At 60.5% G+C, this 15,167-nt stretch carries 13 protein-coding genes and 1 tRNA gene; 10 read left to right on the forward strand and 4 right to left on the reverse strand.

All coding sequences use genetic code 11. From position 1 onward, the window contains the following. Nucleotides 1–90 precede the first annotated feature (90 nt). From BUA38_RS30820 to BUA38_RS30840, 5 genes are all read left to right on the forward strand, one after another. Complete coding sequence (locus BUA38_RS30820; protein ID WP_072826567.1) at nt 91–1,392, forward strand: PQQ-dependent sugar dehydrogenase; 1,302 nt, start codon at nt 91–93, stop codon at nt 1,390–1,392. A gap of 260 nt (nt 1,393–1,652) precedes the next feature. Further along, the gene (locus BUA38_RS30825; RefSeq protein ID WP_072823965.1) at nt 1,653–1,856 is read left to right on the forward strand and encodes a DUF2934 domain-containing protein; all 204 of its coding nucleotides are present in this window, start codon (nt 1,653–1,655) and stop codon (nt 1,854–1,856) included. 488 nt (nt 1,857–2,344) lie between these two features. Next, a complete protein-coding gene (locus BUA38_RS30830) occupies nt 2,345–3,208 on the forward strand; it encodes a DUF5677 domain-containing protein (RefSeq protein WP_156898811.1) in 864 nt (287 codons plus the stop codon). Between the two features lie 93 nt (nt 3,209–3,301). Further along, nucleotides 3,302–3,859: a hypothetical protein gene (locus BUA38_RS30835; RefSeq protein WP_156898812.1), complete on the forward strand. Its 558-nt coding sequence runs from the start codon at nt 3,302–3,304 to the stop codon at nt 3,857–3,859. Nucleotides 3,860–3,939: 80 nt separating this feature from the next. Beyond that, nucleotides 3,940–4,668, forward strand: a complete 729-nt coding sequence (locus tag BUA38_RS30840; RefSeq protein ID WP_072823971.1) for a TIGR02391 family protein — start codon at nt 3,940–3,942, stop codon at nt 4,666–4,668. 66 nt (nt 4,669–4,734) lie between these two features. Here BUA38_RS30840 and BUA38_RS30845 read toward each other — a convergent pair. Both BUA38_RS30845 and BUA38_RS30850 read right to left on the reverse strand, forming a co-directional pair. Next, nucleotides 4,735–4,828: transfer RNA gene (locus tag BUA38_RS30845), tRNA-Ser, on the reverse strand. Nucleotides 4,829–5,300: 472 nt separating this feature from the next. Next, the gene (locus BUA38_RS30850; protein ID WP_156898813.1) at nt 5,301–6,443 is read right to left on the reverse strand and encodes a tetratricopeptide repeat protein; all 1,143 of its coding nucleotides are present in this window, start codon (nt 6,441–6,443) and stop codon (nt 5,301–5,303) included. Nucleotides 6,444–6,952: 509 nt separating this feature from the next. Between BUA38_RS30850 and BUA38_RS30855 the strand changes: the two genes are divergently transcribed. Beyond that, nucleotides 6,953–8,056, forward strand: coding sequence for a SphA family protein (locus BUA38_RS30855; protein WP_072823975.1), 1,104 nt, complete (start codon nt 6,953–6,955; stop codon nt 8,054–8,056). Nucleotides 8,057–8,253: 197 nt separating this feature from the next. On the opposite strand, the gene BUA38_RS30860 is transcribed toward BUA38_RS30855, so the two are convergent. Beyond that, nucleotides 8,254–10,560 carry a lytic transglycosylase domain-containing protein gene (locus BUA38_RS30860; protein WP_425304934.1) on the reverse strand — a complete coding sequence of 769 codons (2,307 nt, stop codon included), beginning with the start codon at nt 10,558–10,560 and terminating at the stop codon, nt 8,254–8,256. Between the two features lie 319 nt (nt 10,561–10,879). Between BUA38_RS30860 and dapA the strand changes: the two genes are divergently transcribed. From dapA to BUA38_RS30880, 4 genes are all read left to right on the forward strand, one after another. Further along, a complete protein-coding gene (gene dapA / locus BUA38_RS30865) occupies nt 10,880–11,770 on the forward strand; it encodes a 4-hydroxy-tetrahydrodipicolinate synthase (RefSeq protein ID WP_072823979.1) in 891 nt (296 codons plus the stop codon). A 47-nt stretch (nt 11,771–11,817) separates the two neighbouring features. Beyond that, nucleotides 11,818–12,231, forward strand: a complete 414-nt coding sequence (gene mscL, locus BUA38_RS30870) for a large conductance mechanosensitive channel protein MscL (RefSeq protein WP_072823981.1) — start codon at nt 11,818–11,820, stop codon at nt 12,229–12,231. Between the two features lie 213 nt (nt 12,232–12,444). Continuing rightward, nucleotides 12,445–12,918: an SsrA-binding protein SmpB gene (gene smpB, locus BUA38_RS30875; protein WP_072823983.1), complete on the forward strand. Its 474-nt coding sequence runs from the start codon at nt 12,445–12,447 to the stop codon at nt 12,916–12,918. 106 nt (nt 12,919–13,024) lie between these two features. Next, nucleotides 13,025–13,600 (forward strand): peroxiredoxin, encoded by a 576-nt coding sequence (locus BUA38_RS30880; protein ID WP_072823985.1) that lies wholly within the window; start codon nt 13,025–13,027, stop codon nt 13,598–13,600. A 144-nt stretch (nt 13,601–13,744) separates the two neighbouring features. On the opposite strand, the gene BUA38_RS30885 is transcribed toward BUA38_RS30880, so the two are convergent. Then, nucleotides 13,745–15,055 carry an MFS transporter gene (locus BUA38_RS30885; protein ID WP_072823987.1) on the reverse strand — a complete coding sequence of 437 codons (1,311 nt, stop codon included), beginning with the start codon at nt 15,053–15,055 and terminating at the stop codon, nt 13,745–13,747. Between the last annotated feature and the right edge of the window lie 112 nt (nt 15,056–15,167).

The following is a 15,167-nucleotide window of genomic DNA, read 5'->3' on the forward strand; positions in this document are numbered from 1 at the left end:
GGCGGCGTCGAATTGGCCGATCTGGCAATTTGCTCCGCATCATTTATGGTGCGCGGCCTCGGATACGGTCAGGTTGAGCAGGCAATTGTCATGAGCATGTCCAGCATTTTTGCGCGCGTGGTCGCGCTGGTCGGCGCGGGCGCGCTCCAATGGCGGCGGCTGCAAGGTGATCAGCCCCAGGCCGCCTGGGGCAGCTCGCCGATGATCCCGACGGCGAAGCCACAAGGTGCGCTTCCGACGCTCAAGATGCCGACGGCAAGGGGCTGGCGACAAGGGGAGAAGCCGGTCGCAGCGGCCGGGCTCAAGGTCAATGCATTTGCGGCCGGATTAGACCATCCGCGCTGGATCGACGTACTACCCAATGGCGACGTGCTGGTCGCCGAGTCGACACAGGTCGCAAGTCCGGCTCGGAGCGTGTTCCATTACGCGATGCAGGCGACGATGCGGCGCGCCAATGCGCTCGGCGTCAGCGCCAATCGCATTACGCTGTTGCGCGATCTCGACGGCGACGGGATCGCCGAAAAGCGCTGGGCGTTCATGGAAGGCCTCAGCCAACCCTTCGGCATGGCGTTGATCGGCGACACCTTCTACGTCGGCAACACGGATGGCGTCGTCGCGTTTCCTTACGCGTCGGGGACCGACCGCATCACCGCGACGGGGCGCAAACTCGTCACCTTCAAGCCGGGCGGCCACTGGACACGGAGCCTGCTGCCGAGCCCTGACGGAAGGAAGCTTTATGCCGGCGTCGGCTCGCTTACCAACATCGCCGACGAAGGCATGGAGGTCGAAGCGGGCAGAGCGGCGATCTACGAACTGGATCTGGCAAACGGTTCGAGCCGCATCTTCGCGAGCGGCTTGCGCAACGCTGTCGGTCTGGCGTGGGAGCCGACCACCGGGGTGCTCTGGACCGTCGTCAACGAGCGCGATGGCCTCGGCGACGAGACGCCGCCGGATTATCTGACTTCGGTCCGCGACGGCGGCTTCTACGGCTGGCCATATTGTTATTGGGGGCAGACCGTGGACGATCGCGTGCCGCAGGATCCTGCCATGGTCGCCAAGGCGATCAGGCCAGATTATGCGCTCGGCGGTCACACCGCTTCGCTCGGCCTGTGCTGGGTACCCGCAGGCACGCTTCCGGGATTTCCGGACGGGATGGCGATTGGCCAGCACGGCTCCTGGAATCGCAGCACGTTGAGTGGCTACAAGGTTGTGTTCGTGCCGTTCGAGAATGGCCGGCCTTCCGGCCCGGCACGGGACATCCTTTCTGGCTTCCTCGCACCCGACGAACGCGAGTCCTACGGGCGGCCGGTCGGTGTCACGCTCGGGCCCGATCGCTCGCTGCTGGTGGCTGACGATGTCGGTGACGTCATCTGGCGGGTGACGGGCGCATGATCTTTCAATCGATCACGGCAGCATGTTCGCGCATTTGGGTAGGTAGACGCGCGGTCGGCCCAGGGTGGCGACAAATTGCGCGAATCTTGAATTAACCAATCGTTAACCAACTAAGCTGATGCTTCTCCTCACGAAGCGACGGAACCGGACAGCCGGGCCGGCAGTCGCTCGGAGTAAGCCCGCGGCGTAGTGCCCGCCGGCTTTCTCACTAGGGGCGAGACGTTCTGGTGGCTTCATCCAACTCTTAATGGAGGATCATCATGCACGACCTAGAACAGGCTATTCGCGAGCGCGCCTATCGCCTTTGGATCGAGAGTGGTTGCGAAGAAGGACGGGCCGATCACCATTGGCTCGCGGCGCAAAGGTCGATCTTGGGCGCGCTGCTTGGCGCTCGGGAGGATGCCACGGAAGTCCCGGCGAAGCCGAAGAAGGTGAGGTCGCCCCACAAAAAGCGGGCGGCCTGAGCAAAGCCAACAGCCAGCTATCCAAACGAAAACCCCAGCCCGGGGTTGGGATCGTTCACGTACATCCGGTGGGCGATCATCGATGCGTGCCTTTCACGCTTTCGACGAACTTCCTAGGGCAAATAGGTGTGGATAGCAGCGTCTTCCTCGCCCGTGCTCACTTAGGGTAAATCACTGCCGCGAGCGAGTATCCGCGAAGAACTGCAAGGCGGCGATCCCTTAGCCGTTCTTGACCGCTTCGAATTGTTTCTTCGCGCCAGTTGCGACATGTTTCTTGTCGCGGAACAGCCGCTCGTTGGCAGCTGTTTTTGACGGCCGTGAGATTCATGACTGTGTCTGCTGGCTAAACTGCCCTTTTTTTGTGGCGCATAATTATGTTAAACAAAATTATGAAAAGGTCAAAGCAGAAAATCCGCAAACGAAAAGTAGGGCGACCTAAAACACTCGATGCCACGGAATTCGTTGGGATTAGACTTCCCGCGGATCTGTTGAAGCGTATCGAGGATTGGGCACGAGGCGGCCGCGTTCACGGCCGTTCGCAGGCCGTTCGCGCCTTGATCGATAAATCGATCTTGGCCCTCATGCCAAGGCAGAGCGAACCTCGCGATCCCGAGTTCGCGAAGTCGGTAGCGTACGCTCAGAAGCTTCTCGACGCTTCGATCGCAGTCGTCGGCGCCTGTCATATCAATCTGAACGCGCAGGGCGCGCGCGATCCAAAGATTGTAGCGCTTTCGTTGTTGTGTAGGAGCATCTCTAACTTCCGGGCTTCGGTTCGGTTGGCGCAACAGGACCAGCCGAGCGAGGCTCGCGCGATGGTTCGCCTGCTCAACGAAAACCTGCTCTGGATCGGCTCCCTCCGTGAAAAGCGTGCGGAGTTCGTAAAGGAGATGATTGAGGAAGAGCGGCACAATCAAAAAGTACTGGCGCAGGTGACGCTCGATCTCACGCGCAAGCACGGCGGCGACATTGCCTCTGACGGCGCCTTGCAGCTCAGGAATATCGTGAGAAAGCTCAGCGGCCAATCGAAGGGGCAAAAAACGTTGAAGGCTGCCGAGGTCGCGTCAGCCGGAGTCGTTGAGCTCGCTTACGTCGAGTACCTGCGCTTTTCGCTGGACGGGGTACATTGTTCGGTCACTGCCCTCGGCAAGCATCTTTCACGCGAGGAAGGCGAGCTGACGTTAAGCATTGTGCCGAACACATCTCCATCAGAGCAGCTCGACACCGTTCTCCATGCGTGCCGTGCGTTGATGGGCGTCGCGGTTGCTGCGAACGAGATGGTCGGCTTCACATCTGCGAGCGAACTTTTGAGCGCGGCGGTTGACGAGTTCGAGCGGAATGGTTGGAGGTTCTGATCGATGCCTGGCTTAATCGACTATTTGCCCGACGCCGATGCCTTGGTCTCGCTCGCACCCGAGGATCGGCGAATGCTGCGACGGTAGCTGTCAATGCCCCCAAAACCGCCTGCCCCCGACGAATGGGATCATCTCGTTGCAAAGATGGGCGCGCTCACGCTCGCGGTCGGCACTCTAGAAATGGCGATAACCGCCGTCGTGTGCCGCATCGTCGGAAAGACGGAGAGGGAAATTGGGATCCGCACCAACAGTGGCTGGTGCAAGAAGTTTATTGAGGTCGCGCCCGCATCCTGGCCTGACCAGGCCCGCGAGGAGCTCGCCGTGCGGCTCAAAAAAATCCGACGGCTGTACAGACGACGCAACCAGATGGTTCACGCCGCGCTAGGACGTGCTGGTGACGATTCGATTTCCGGTGTCCCCGCCGGCAGTGTGGTCGATCTTCGGACCTATGGAATCGGGTTCACACGGCGGAAGGGTAACACCTGGACGATCGGCATCGTTGGCAAGCGTCTGCACCTGGGCGAGATCGACAAGCTCACCGAAGATGTTCACAGCGCGCGCGTCGGGCTCGTTCCCTACATGGAGTTGGCAGACGAGATTAGGCACCCGCCGAAGCCGTTTCCGATGCCGGCGCTCGGGAAACGCCTTTGATGTTGAGGCCCCCGTTTGGCCGCGGTCGCTCGGGCCCGGCGTTTGACGAGTTCGAGCGGAATAGCTGGAGGTTCTAACCGATGCCTGGCTTGATCGATTATTTACCTGACGCCGACGCCCTGGGTTCGCTCGCGCCCGAGGATCTCGGCATGATCCTGCTCGATCTGATGCACCGGGTACGAGGTCCAAATCCGGCATTCACTCAATCCGATTTCGTGATGCCGATCTGGAACGCGAACGCAACCAGCTTCCCGATCCACCGCAAGGAGGACGTCAATCGAGCCATCGCCGAGGCGTGGCAATGGCTGGGGAACGAGGGCTTGGTAATGGCCAAGCCAGACTCCAACGGCTGGTTTTGCCTCACTCGAAAAGGCGCCTCGCTAAAATCCAGAATCGACGTGGACGCTTATCGCCAGGGCAACATTCTCCCCGTGGCGGTGCTGCATCCGAATCTGGTCGGCAAGGTGCGACCGATGTTCATTCGCGGCGACTATGACGTCGCTGTCGTGCAGGCTTTCAAGATCGTCGAGGTTTACGTTCGCGAAGCTGCGAGCCTTCCCGACGAGCTCGTCGGTCAGAAGCTTATGAGGACCGCCTACAATCCGGAGACCGGCCCGCTCGCGGATATGAGCACGCCGGCCGGCGAGCGCCAGGCAGTGATGGAGTTGTTCTCCGGTGCGATCGGCCACGGCAGAAATCCCGCGAGCCACCGTGATGTGGCGATTTCGCGGACCGCAGCTGCACAGCTCATCGGCTTGGCGAGCTACCTGCTTTCGCTTGTCGATGACTGGCAGGAGCTTCGGAGGTAGAGCCGGAGGTGGTGCTCGCATCTCTCGGTAAAGGCTTTTGTAAATCAGTTGCTTAAGACGATGAACTGGCGGAGCCGGAGGGATTCGAACCCTCGATAGGCCTTTACAAGCCTATAACGGTTTAGCAAACCGCCGCCTTCAGCCACTCGGCCACAGCTCCAACAAGGCGGATATGCCCGACACTGGGCTGAGCCGCAAGCCGCAGATTTGGCAGCGGTCTCAGATGCGAAAAGCGCGGCATCCCCTCGGCAATGCCCATTAAGGCGTGCGTGCCTTTTGTGCAACAGCTTCGAGAAACATCGATCCCAAAGCTTCGGTTCAGCCGTCTTTATGTTGCGTGTGCATGAAGCTTCGGTAATCCTCCGAGCCGCGACGGAGGGGGGCACCCGAGGTCGTCCGTTCTTGGGGTTCGCAGGAATTCCCGCTTTCATGCGGGAGAGGCGAGGGCGCTAAGCAGCTGAGCAGTGTTCCCGGGGGACATATCCTGGGGGGTATGGGGGAACCTGCTCAGCTCTTTCGCCCCTTTTTATTTCCGCCACCCGCATTTCCGCGCCCATCGTAAAGACATCCACCGCAGATCTTCATTGCTTCGAGGTTTCACGGCTTCCAGGCGCGGGTCCCGTTCGCGGGCCTCACTTGAGCTGGATCATCTCGGCAACGGCGGCGGTCGATTCGATGAAGCCTGGCGGGCACTCGTCGGCCGCGAGCTTGAGCAGGCGCTGCGCCTCCTTCCTGTTCTTGGTCAGAAGCGCCATCTCACCGCTGTAAAAATTGGCCTCGCAGGTCTGCGCGGCCTTCGTCTTCGGATCGGTGTCGAAGGCCGCACCATAGGTTTGTTCGATGTTGGACTGCCCGAGGAAGAGGCGGATCACCGGCGCCGGCCAAACCGTCATGTCGAGTTTTTTGGCGGCTTCCGCCAGATGCGTCGGCGAATTGTTGCGCCGTTCGGCGAGGTCGCGCCAGAGCGCGGTATAGGCATCGGTCGGGCTGAGCTCGGCGGCCTTGGTGAAGTCGGCGAGCGCGTCCGGGTTGCGGCCTCCGATGACGAAATAGGCGACGCCGCGGTTGAAGTAGGGCGATGCTTCATCGGCGTCGAGCTTAATGGCCTTGGTAAAGTCTTCCAGCGCCGCGGGCGCATTGCCGAGCAGATAAGATAGCTGGCCGCGGACGAAGTAAGCGACCGCGTAATTGGGGTCGAGCCACAGGGTGTCGTTCATGTCGGATATCGCGCGGCGGACATCGCCCTTGCTCTTGTAAAGTTCGCCGCGCGAGAAGTAGGCAAGCGCATAGCCGGGATCGAGCCGGATGGCTTCATCGAGATCAGCGAGCGCGCGATCGAGGTCGCCCTTGTTCTTGTAGAGATTGCCGCGCGTGGCGAAACCCCACGCGTTTTTCGGATCGAGCCGAAGCGCTTCGTTGAAGTCGGCGAGCGCATGTTCAGAATCGGATTTGATTAGGTAGACATTGCCGCGATTGAGATACGCGGCCGCGAAATTGCGGTAGATGCGGATGGATTCGTTGCAATCGGTCAAAGCCCGATCGGAATCATTCTTGGCCCACCACCATCCGCAGCGGCTGCTCAAGGCGCTGGCGCGATCCTGCGACGACATCTTGGAATCGCTGACGACCCGGTCGCAGGCTGCGATTCCCTCGTCCGCCTTGTTGAGTTGGCCGGCGAACTTGCAACGATCGAGATCGGCTTGATCCGCAGCCGACGCATCGTTGAAAGAGATCGCAACCGCTGCCAACGCGAACGCAAACACTGAAAAACGCAATTGATCCTCCCGTGGTGCTTGCCTGCAGCCGCTGCTTGATCGCAGTCGATTACCTACGTTGGCAGGCGCTGCTCCTGCAACCTCGTTGATACGAAATCGGTAAACTGCGCGCTTGCTGGGCTGTTGTTGCCCTCGCGTAAGGCGGTCCGGAATCAGACGTTGAAGCGCTACAACGTGCACAACGTTACGTCGAAAATTTCACGTCGAGGAATTTTGAATTACGCATTTACCGCTGATGAATAGACGAAAAACATTAGTAAAATCAGTTTGTTACCGATTTGTCTGTCGCGGGCTTGTGTGTGCATATTTTGCAACACCGCCCGGAAATATGTCTGTGACGAAGAGTCATCGGCCAAGTTTAAATTGCCTTTTGGCCTGCGAGCGGCGACGCTCGGAGCAAGAAATAGGCACGCCGGATTCGTCGCGTTCGGATCACTTCCGATGACGAGCAGACAAGTAAAAAGCCGGCGGCCTGGGGTGGTTTTGCGTTTGACACGACGAGGGGACACATGAAATCGAACATCAGGGCACTTTTGGCGGCGGCGGGCATGGCCGCTTTCGCGTTCTCGCCGGCCAGCGCCTATGAAGGCGGCATTCAGTTCCAGCAGAAGCCGGGCATCTTCATCGGCGCCAGCGCCGGCGTTCCGCCGCCGGGCATCTATATGTTCGATCAGGTCTGGACCACTCAGCAAAATGTGTCTGGACCTGTCACGAGCAGCATCGGCAACAAGAACGGTGTGCAGACGGCGGTTGACGTTCAGGGCTTCGTCTTCGTTCCGGGCTGGACCTTCCTCGGCGCCACCTACGATGCAGTTCTCGCGCAGCCCTTTGGCATGGTGAGCATCGGTCAGCCGCTATCATTGACGCCAACGCAGATCGACATGTTTAGCGGCGTCCACAACACCTATTTCGTCCCGGTGGAATTGAGCTGGAAGCTCGGAACCAGCGGCTTCGTGGTCAAGACGGGTCTCGGTATCTTTGCGCCGACCGGCACCGTTCAGGGCGCCGCGGGTCCCGCCGTTGGCGGGACCTGCCTTACCGCGGTGGGCTGCAACGGTTTTGCCAACTTCGGCAACAAGTACTGGACCTTCCAGCCCGAGTTGATCGTGTCTTATCTGAAGGACGGCTGGAACCTGAGTGCCGCGCTGTACGAAGAGTTCAACACCGCCAACCAGATCGACCATTATACTCAGGGTGACGTCTTCCACGCCGACTTCACGGCCACCAAGACCATCGGCAAGTGGACCTTGGGCCCGGTCGGCTACTACGTCGCGCAGGTCTCGAACGACAAGTGCTCGGATGCCACCTGTCTCGCAACGCATCCGCTCGGCTTGGCTCCCGGCGGCAATCCTCTGGCCGGCAATACCCAGCGATTCCAGTTGTTCGCGGTCGGTGGTCTCGTCGAATACAACTTCGGCCCCGCGAGCTTGTCGGTGTGGGCGACGCAGGAAGTCTACGCGAAGTCGTCCGGTGGTATCCTTCCGCCAGGGGTCGCCGGACCGTTCGCTGTTGATACCTCGAACACCCCAAAGGGCATGACGGTCCTCGCGACACTCAGCTACCGCCTCTGGGCTCCGGAAGAGCCGGCGAAGGCGCCGATGCTCCACAAGTAACCGACGCCAACAGCGTCCTGATCTGAAAATCCCCCTTTCGGCCGATGCCGGAAGGGGGATTTTTCTTGTGCAGTCAGGTTCTCTTGACCGGGGCTGTCTTGAGCGAGGTTTGTCGAGGCGCGTCTGCCATGGCGCTGGCCCGAAAAACGGACTCCGCAGTTTCAGGGCAGGGACCGGAAAACCGGCGGGGCGAAACGCTATTCGACGTTGCCGCGATGCAGATCGGCCTCGATTTGCAGCCGCGTCCCCCCGCCGAAGCGGGTGCGATAGACCTGCAAATTCTCCATGATCCGCTGCACGTAGTTGCGCGTTTCGGAGAACGGGATGAGTTCGACCCAGTCGACGGCGTCGACCTTCGGGTCGCGTGGATCGCCGTAACGATCGATCCATTTTTTGACGCTGCCGCGGCCGGCATTGTAGGCCGCAAACGTCATGATGTAGGAGCCGCGATAGTCGTCGAGCAGGCCGCCGAGCTCGGCTGCGCCGAGCGCCGCGTTATAAACGGAATCGGTCTTGAGGCGAGTGAGGTCGAAATTGGCGCCGTATTTCTTGCAGACATATTTCCCGGCGTCCGGCGTCACCTGCATCAGGCCGTAGGCTTGCGCCGGTGAGACCACGGCCGGATTGAAGGCGCTCTCCTGGCGCGCGATGGCGTAGATGATGCTCTGCTCGACATCGGGGCCGATCGATTTGAACGGCGGAATGCCCGTCACCGGATAGGCGTAGAAATCGAAAGGCAGCCCGCGATTGAGCGCGGCCTTGCCCATCAGCAGCATGCCGCGGGCATCGCTGTAGCGCGCAGCCAGTTCGCCCAATCCGACCAGCGCATCGGCGTCGCCGTTTTCCCCCATGTCGCCAAGGATCGGGATAGCGATTTCGCCCTCGCCGAGTTCGTAGAGCAGTTGCACAGCGCGCACGACCTCCAGCCGCTCGACGCTGCGGCCGCGCGCGCTTGGCACCCCGTTCAGATCGATCTGGGGCAGGCCGAGCTTGGCGCGCGCCAATTGGCCATAATAGCTCGTCGATTGTTCCGCCGCCGAGGCATAGGCGGAGCGCGCTTCCTGCGAACGTCCGGCGGCTTCCGCCGCGCGGCCTTGCCAGTAGCCGGCGCGCGCCAGCGTCGTCGGATTGACGCTGCCGACGCCGATGCGTGCGAAATGCTGGGCTGCGGTCGCGGGATCTTCGAGAAAGCGCAGCGCAATCCAGCCGGCGGTGAACTCCTGCTCGGTCTTGTAGATGTCGCGTGAGGGCAAGGCTGCGTCGCGCGCGATCAGGTAGGCGGTGCGGCGTTCGCCGACATCGATCATCTTGCGCGCCAGCAGCCGGCGCTCGATCCACCATTCATCCAGATTGTAGAGCCGGCCGGGATCCTTCGGCGCGCTCAGCATCAATTGCGCCGCTTCGGCAAATTTTTCTTCGCGGCGCAGGAGCTGGATCCGGCTGAAGACATAACCGGTGTCGTTGCGTAATTCGCCCGGCACGGTTTCGAGCAGCGCGCGGGTATTGGGTGCCTTGTGGAAGCCCGCGATACGCGCCTTCGCCAGCGCGACGTGGCCGCTGCCGAGCCGCTTGGCGGCGCGCAGCGCGATCTCGTGCTCGCTGCCATAGAGGAAGTAGTCCATCCTCGCTTTTTGATCGCCGGGCGAGAGTAGCGCGCCAAACAGATCGAGCGCCGTGGTCTCGGTGTCTTCCGACATCGGATCATTACGCCAGGCTTCCCGCACCAGCCGTTCCGCATTGGCCCTGTCGCCGCGTCCGATCATGACGCGCGCCAGCGCGAACTTGCCTTTGGCCGAGATCGGCGACTCGTTTTCGAACCACGACCAGACGGTCGCATCCTCGCGGTGATCGTCCCACAGCGCCGCCTCGATCCGTCGCCGCAGGAAAGTCTGCGAAGGCCAGCTTGGATTGGCTGATATGAAGGCACGATAGCGCTCGACCGACGCATCGTTGTTGTCGCTGCGCAATACGATCCATTCCGCAAGCTTTCTTGCCAAGGGATCGGAGATTGCCGATTCCGCTTGCGTCGCGTCAGCCGGCTTGTGCTTGCGCACGAGGTCGATGACGTTCTCCAGGGCTTCCTTGTCGGAGGTTGATGTCGAGGACGTCGAGGCGACCGCCGCCGGCACCGTCGGCTTGCGGGCAGCGGCGGGGGGCAGCGCCGCATGCTGGCGTGTTGCGGGCGCCATCGCCGCATTGGGCACAGCGGACGCTGCCGGAGCGACCGTCGGCTTAAGCGTTGTCTTGGGCGAGGCCTTGTCTGCCGTCTTCTCGGCCTTCTCGGTCTTGGGCACGACGCTGCGCGCGATCGGGCGCGCCTTCGGCATCGGGACCTTGTGCTTGGCCGCCGCTTGCTTCGTTGTCGCTTGCTTGGTGGCAGTCTCTTTCTTGGTCTCGGTTTCTTTCGCGACAGCCTGCGCACCGATGATGAGCGCAAGCGTCGTCGCCAAGGTGGTTGCCATGGCTGTCGAACGCAGGGCGGCGGCGCGAGCAGATCGGATCACGGCATTCCTCTGCGGCGAATCACGAAAGACCTCAGCAATAGGGTCTAGTTTATTGAATATTTGGAAAGAACGCCCGGTACGCGGGGCCAGTGGAGTGGATTTGACATTCGTTAACCGCTAGCAGCGGATTCGCGATGCGAACGTCAAATCCTGACCACTCGGCCGTTGTTTGCGTCATCACCACGGCAAAATCGCGGCCGGGAGCTGCCCGGCGCGCCGGTTTACGGACCTTTCGTCAAAGCGTCATACCCGCTATGAATGGCTAAATTCAGTGCTGAAGAGGGAGCGGTCCGGCCGTTTCCCGATTAGGGAGAAGCCCATGGCAGCGAAGACGAAATTCCGCGGATCCTTCACCGCCCTGGTCACGCCTTTCAAGAATGGCTCGGTCGATGAAACGGCGTTTCGCGGGCTTGTGAACTGGCAGATCTCGGAGGGAACCAACGGTCTCGTGCCGGTCGGAACCACGGGCGAAAGTCCGACGCTGAGCCATGACGAGCACAAGCGCGTCGTCGAATGGTGCATCGAGGAGGCGGACCGCCGGGTTCCCGTGATCGCTGGCGCCGGTTCAAACTCCACCAAGGAAGCGATTGAACTCGCCGAGCACGCCGAGAAGGCGGGCGCCGATGCGGTGCTGGTGGTGACGCCCTACTACAACAAGCCGACCCAGGAAGGCCTGTTCCAGCATTTCAAGGCGATCAACGATGCCATCGGCATCCCGATCATCATCTACAACATCCCGCCGCGGTCGGTGATCGACATGAGCGTCGACACCATGGCGCGGCTGTTCCAGCTCAAGAACATCGCCGGCGTCAAGGATGCGACCGCCAGCATGGTGCGGGTCTCGCAGCAGCGGGCTCAGCTCGGCGAGGATTTCAACCAGCTCTCGGGCGAGGACGCGACCATCATCGGCTATATGGCGCATGGCGGCCACGGCTGCATTTCCGTGACCTCGAACGTCGCGCCGCGGCTGTGTTCGGAATTCCACCAGGCCTGGCAGAAGGGCGATCACACGACGGCGCTGAAGCTCCATGACAAGCTGATGCCGCTCCACACCAACCTCTTCATCGAAAGTAATCCGGCGCCGGTCAAGTATGCGCTGTCGCTGCTCGGCAAGATGGAGGAGAAGCTGCGTCTGCCGATGGTGCCGGTATCGGAGCCGACGCGCATCGCGGTTCGCAACGCGATGGTGCATGCCGGATTGATCAACTGATTTTTGGTGGTGCGGCCGATAGGCTGCTTGATTGAGGGGGCCTGCAAATGCTGAAGGATTTTCGCGACTTCGCCATGAAGGGCAACGTCGTCGACCTTGCGGTCGCCGTGATTATTGGCGCTGCCTTCGGCGCTATCGTCACTTCGCTGGTCGCCGACATCATCATGCCGATCGTCGGCGCCTTTGGCAGCCTGGATTTTAACAATTACTTCCTGGCGCTGTCGAAAAACGTCACAGCAACGAACCTTGCCGATGCGAAGAAGCAGGGCGCGGTCCTGGCCTACGGCAGCTTCCTCACATTGACGGTGAATTTCATCGTCGTCGCCTTCGTGCTGTTCATGGTGATCCGCATGATGAACCAGCTCAAGCACAAGGAAGCGGCCGCTCCCGCCGAACCGCCGAAACCTTCCGCGGAAGTCGTGCTGCTGACCGAAATTCGCGACCTCCTGAAGAAGAACTAGCGCTGCCTCCGGCCGGCGCTGCCGGTGGAGTGGATTTGACATTCGCTACCCATCTAGCCGCGAACTCGTCAAGCGAATGTCAAATCTAAAACTCCACTGGAGACTTATTTGCCAGTGGTCCTTCAATTCTAACATTCGCAAAAAGCAGCGGCTGAGAAGCGATGCGAATGTTAGAACTGGACCACCGGGTACGCGACAAAGAAAGCATTGGACGTGGCCGAGACGAAAGAGCGCCCCATCAAGATCATTGCGGAGAACCGCAAGGCCCGTTTCAACTATGCCGTAGACGATACGGTTGAAGCCGGGATTGCGCTGACGGGCACCGAAGTCAAATCGCTGCGCAGCGGCAAGTCGACGATTGCGGAATCCTACGCCGATTCCAAAAACGGCGAGATATGGCTGATCAACGCCAACATTCCCGAATATCTGCAGGCCAACCGCTTCAACCATGAGCCGAAGCGGCCGCGCAAGCTGCTACTGCACAGGAAGCAGATCAACCGCCTGATGGGCGCGGTCGATCGCGATGGCATGACGCTGATTCCGCTGAAGCTCTATTTCAACGAGCGTGGCCGCGCCAAATTACTGCTGGCGGTAGCCAAGGGCAAAAAGCTGCACGACAAGCGCGAGACCGCCAAGAAGCGCGACTGGGGCAGGGAAAAGAGCCGCCTGATGCGCGCGCGGGGATAGTCCGTCATTGCGAGCGGAGCGAAGCAATCCAGCCTTTTGGACCGAACGGAACTGGATTGCTTCGTCGCTTCGCTCCTCGCAATGACGACGGATGGAGAAATGGGCAATGAATCAGAAAAACCTGCTTGAAGTCGACTGGAGCAAGATCCCGGCGCCGACCGATGACGGCGCCGCCGATCATCTCAAGGGCGCGACGATCCCGTCGATCAGCCTCGTCGCCACCGATGACACCTCGGTCACGCTGTCGGCGCTGAAGGGCCGCAGCGTCGTGTTCGCCTATCCGCGCACGGGCGAGCCCGGCAAGATTTCGCTGGTCGATGATTGGGACATGATCCCGGGCGCGCGGGGCTGCACGCCGCAAACCTGCTCGTTCCGCGATCTGTTCGCCGAGCTCAAGGCCGCCGGCGCACAGCACGTGTTTGGCCTCTCCACGCAAAGCAACGCCTATCAGACCGAAATGGCCTCAAGGCTGCATTTGCCGTTTCCGGTTCTCTCCGATGAGAAGCTTGAACTGACAGAGGCCTTGAAGCTGCCGACCATGGAGGTCGCAGGTCTGACCTTGATCAAGCGGCTGGCGCTGATCATCGACGATGCGCGCATCACGCACGTGTTCTATCCCGTGTTTCCGCCGGACCGGAATGCGCCCGATGTGCTGGAGTGGTTGAAGGAGCAATCCGGTTAGTTCGTCGGACTCAGACATCTGCGATCCCGGATGATGGCGGCACCTTATGCACCCTCCGCCAATGAAGAGTTACCTTAGCATCCGAGCCACGTAGGGGGCCCTGCAGCCTCCTCGGACTCGAAAAATATCGGCCTTGGTTGTTCGTCAACGCAATGCTTTGCCCGCCGTTTCAGGCGCTGCCATCGTGGCGATGAAGGTGATGAAGGCGACCACGATCAGGTAGATCGAGATTGGCCACGAGGCTCCTCCGGTCCATGCCATGAACGTCGCCGCTGCGAACGGGGTAAGACCGCCTATGGCCGCGCCGACTTGGAAGCCAAGCGAAGCGCCGCTGTAGCGCAGCCTTGCTGCGAATAGTTCGGAATAAAAAGGCGCGCCGATGGAGAACCCTACCATTTGCCCGAAGGTGATAGCCGTGACAACCGTCAGTGTAATCGTCAGCGGGTCCTTGGTATCGAGCAGCCAGAACAGCGGAAAGGCGAAGGTCATCGCGAACAGGCAACTCGCGTAGAACATCGTCTTGCGGCCTATCTTGTCGGAAAGCCAGCCGAAAATCGGGATCATCAAGATTGCCACGGCGGCAGAAAGAAGAATGGCATTGATGATCACGTTCCGCGGCATAGCGAGATGGCCGGTGACGTAACTGATAGCAAAAACGCCGACGATAATCGCGTAGCTGACCTCCGAGAGCTTCAGTCCGACGGCCGTGAAAAACGAGCGACGATGACGGGTCAGGATTTCCATCAGCGGCAGTTTGGCCACCTCGTTCTTGGCTTCGATCTCTCGGAAGACCGGTGTTTCTTCGAGTTGCAGGCGGATGTAAAGGCCGACGCCAACCAGAACGATGCTGATCAGGAACGGAATGCGCCAGGCCCAGGCGAGGAAATCTGAATCCGGCACCTGTGAGAGCGCCGCAAATACGCCGATTGCGGCGAGATTCCCGATCGGCCAACCAATCTGAACCATCGACCCGAGAAGTCCGCGGTTTCTGGCCGGCGCATTCTCGACGACCATCAGCACAGCTCCGCCCCATTCGCCGCCGATGCCGATACCCTGAAGCAGACGCAGGAGGACAAGCAGGATAGGTGCGGCGATGCCGATCTGGTCGTAAGTAGGAAGCAGGCCGATCAGGAACGTGCCAAGCCCCATGATGGTAATGGTCATCGCCAGCATCGCCTTGCGGCCGACCCGGTCGCCAAAATGTCCAAAGATAGCGGCGCCCAAAGGCCGGGCCAGAAAACCGACGGCGTAGGTACCGAAAGCGGCTATGGTGCCCAGTGCCGGATCGGACAGTGGAAAAAACAGCTTGTTGAAGACGAGAGCGGTTGCCGTGCCGTAGACTAAAAAATCGTACCACTCGACCGCCGTGCCGATGACGCTTGATACAACGACGCGCTTTATTTCGGTGGTGTTGTTCGTCGATTCGCTGAATGAAACGTGCTCCGCGATGCTCATATTCCAGCCTCCCCTCGCGCCAGGATGTGGGTAGCCGCCGATACTCTGCCAGGACATTCGATGTAGTGCTTTGAGGCCACCTTTAGACGGCATCCATTTGCATTCAGGCCGG

Source organism: Bradyrhizobium erythrophlei (assembly GCF_900142985.1).
GTDB lineage: Bacteria > Pseudomonadota > Alphaproteobacteria > Rhizobiales > Xanthobacteraceae > Bradyrhizobium > Bradyrhizobium erythrophlei_B.

Excerpts from the sequence above, each read along its gene's own strand:
- BUA38_RS30825 (WP_072823965.1), top strand. The coding sequence starts at position 1,653 with ATGCACGACCTAGAACAGGCTATTCGCGAGCGCGCCTATCGCCTTTGG.
- BUA38_RS30855 (WP_072823975.1), top strand. The coding sequence starts at position 6,953 with ATGAAATCGAACATCAGGGCACTTTTGGCGGCGGCGGGCATGGCCGCT.
- BUA38_RS30835 (WP_156898812.1), top strand. The coding sequence starts at position 3,302 with ATGCCCCCAAAACCGCCTGCCCCCGACGAATGGGATCATCTCGTTGCA.
- dapA (WP_072823979.1), top strand. The coding sequence starts at position 10,880 with ATGGCAGCGAAGACGAAATTCCGCGGATCCTTCACCGCCCTGGTCACG.
- BUA38_RS30880 (WP_072823985.1), top strand. The coding sequence starts at position 13,025 with ATGAATCAGAAAAACCTGCTTGAAGTCGACTGGAGCAAGATCCCGGCG.
- BUA38_RS30840 (WP_072823971.1), top strand. The coding sequence starts at position 3,940 with ATGCCTGGCTTGATCGATTATTTACCTGACGCCGACGCCCTGGGTTCG.
- BUA38_RS30885 (WP_072823987.1), bottom strand. The coding sequence starts at position 15,055 with ATGAGCATCGCGGAGCACGTTTCATTCAGCGAATCGACGAACAACACC.
- mscL (WP_072823981.1), top strand. The coding sequence starts at position 11,818 with ATGCTGAAGGATTTTCGCGACTTCGCCATGAAGGGCAACGTCGTCGAC.
- BUA38_RS30820 (WP_072826567.1), top strand. The coding sequence starts at position 91 with ATGAGCATGTCCAGCATTTTTGCGCGCGTGGTCGCGCTGGTCGGCGCG.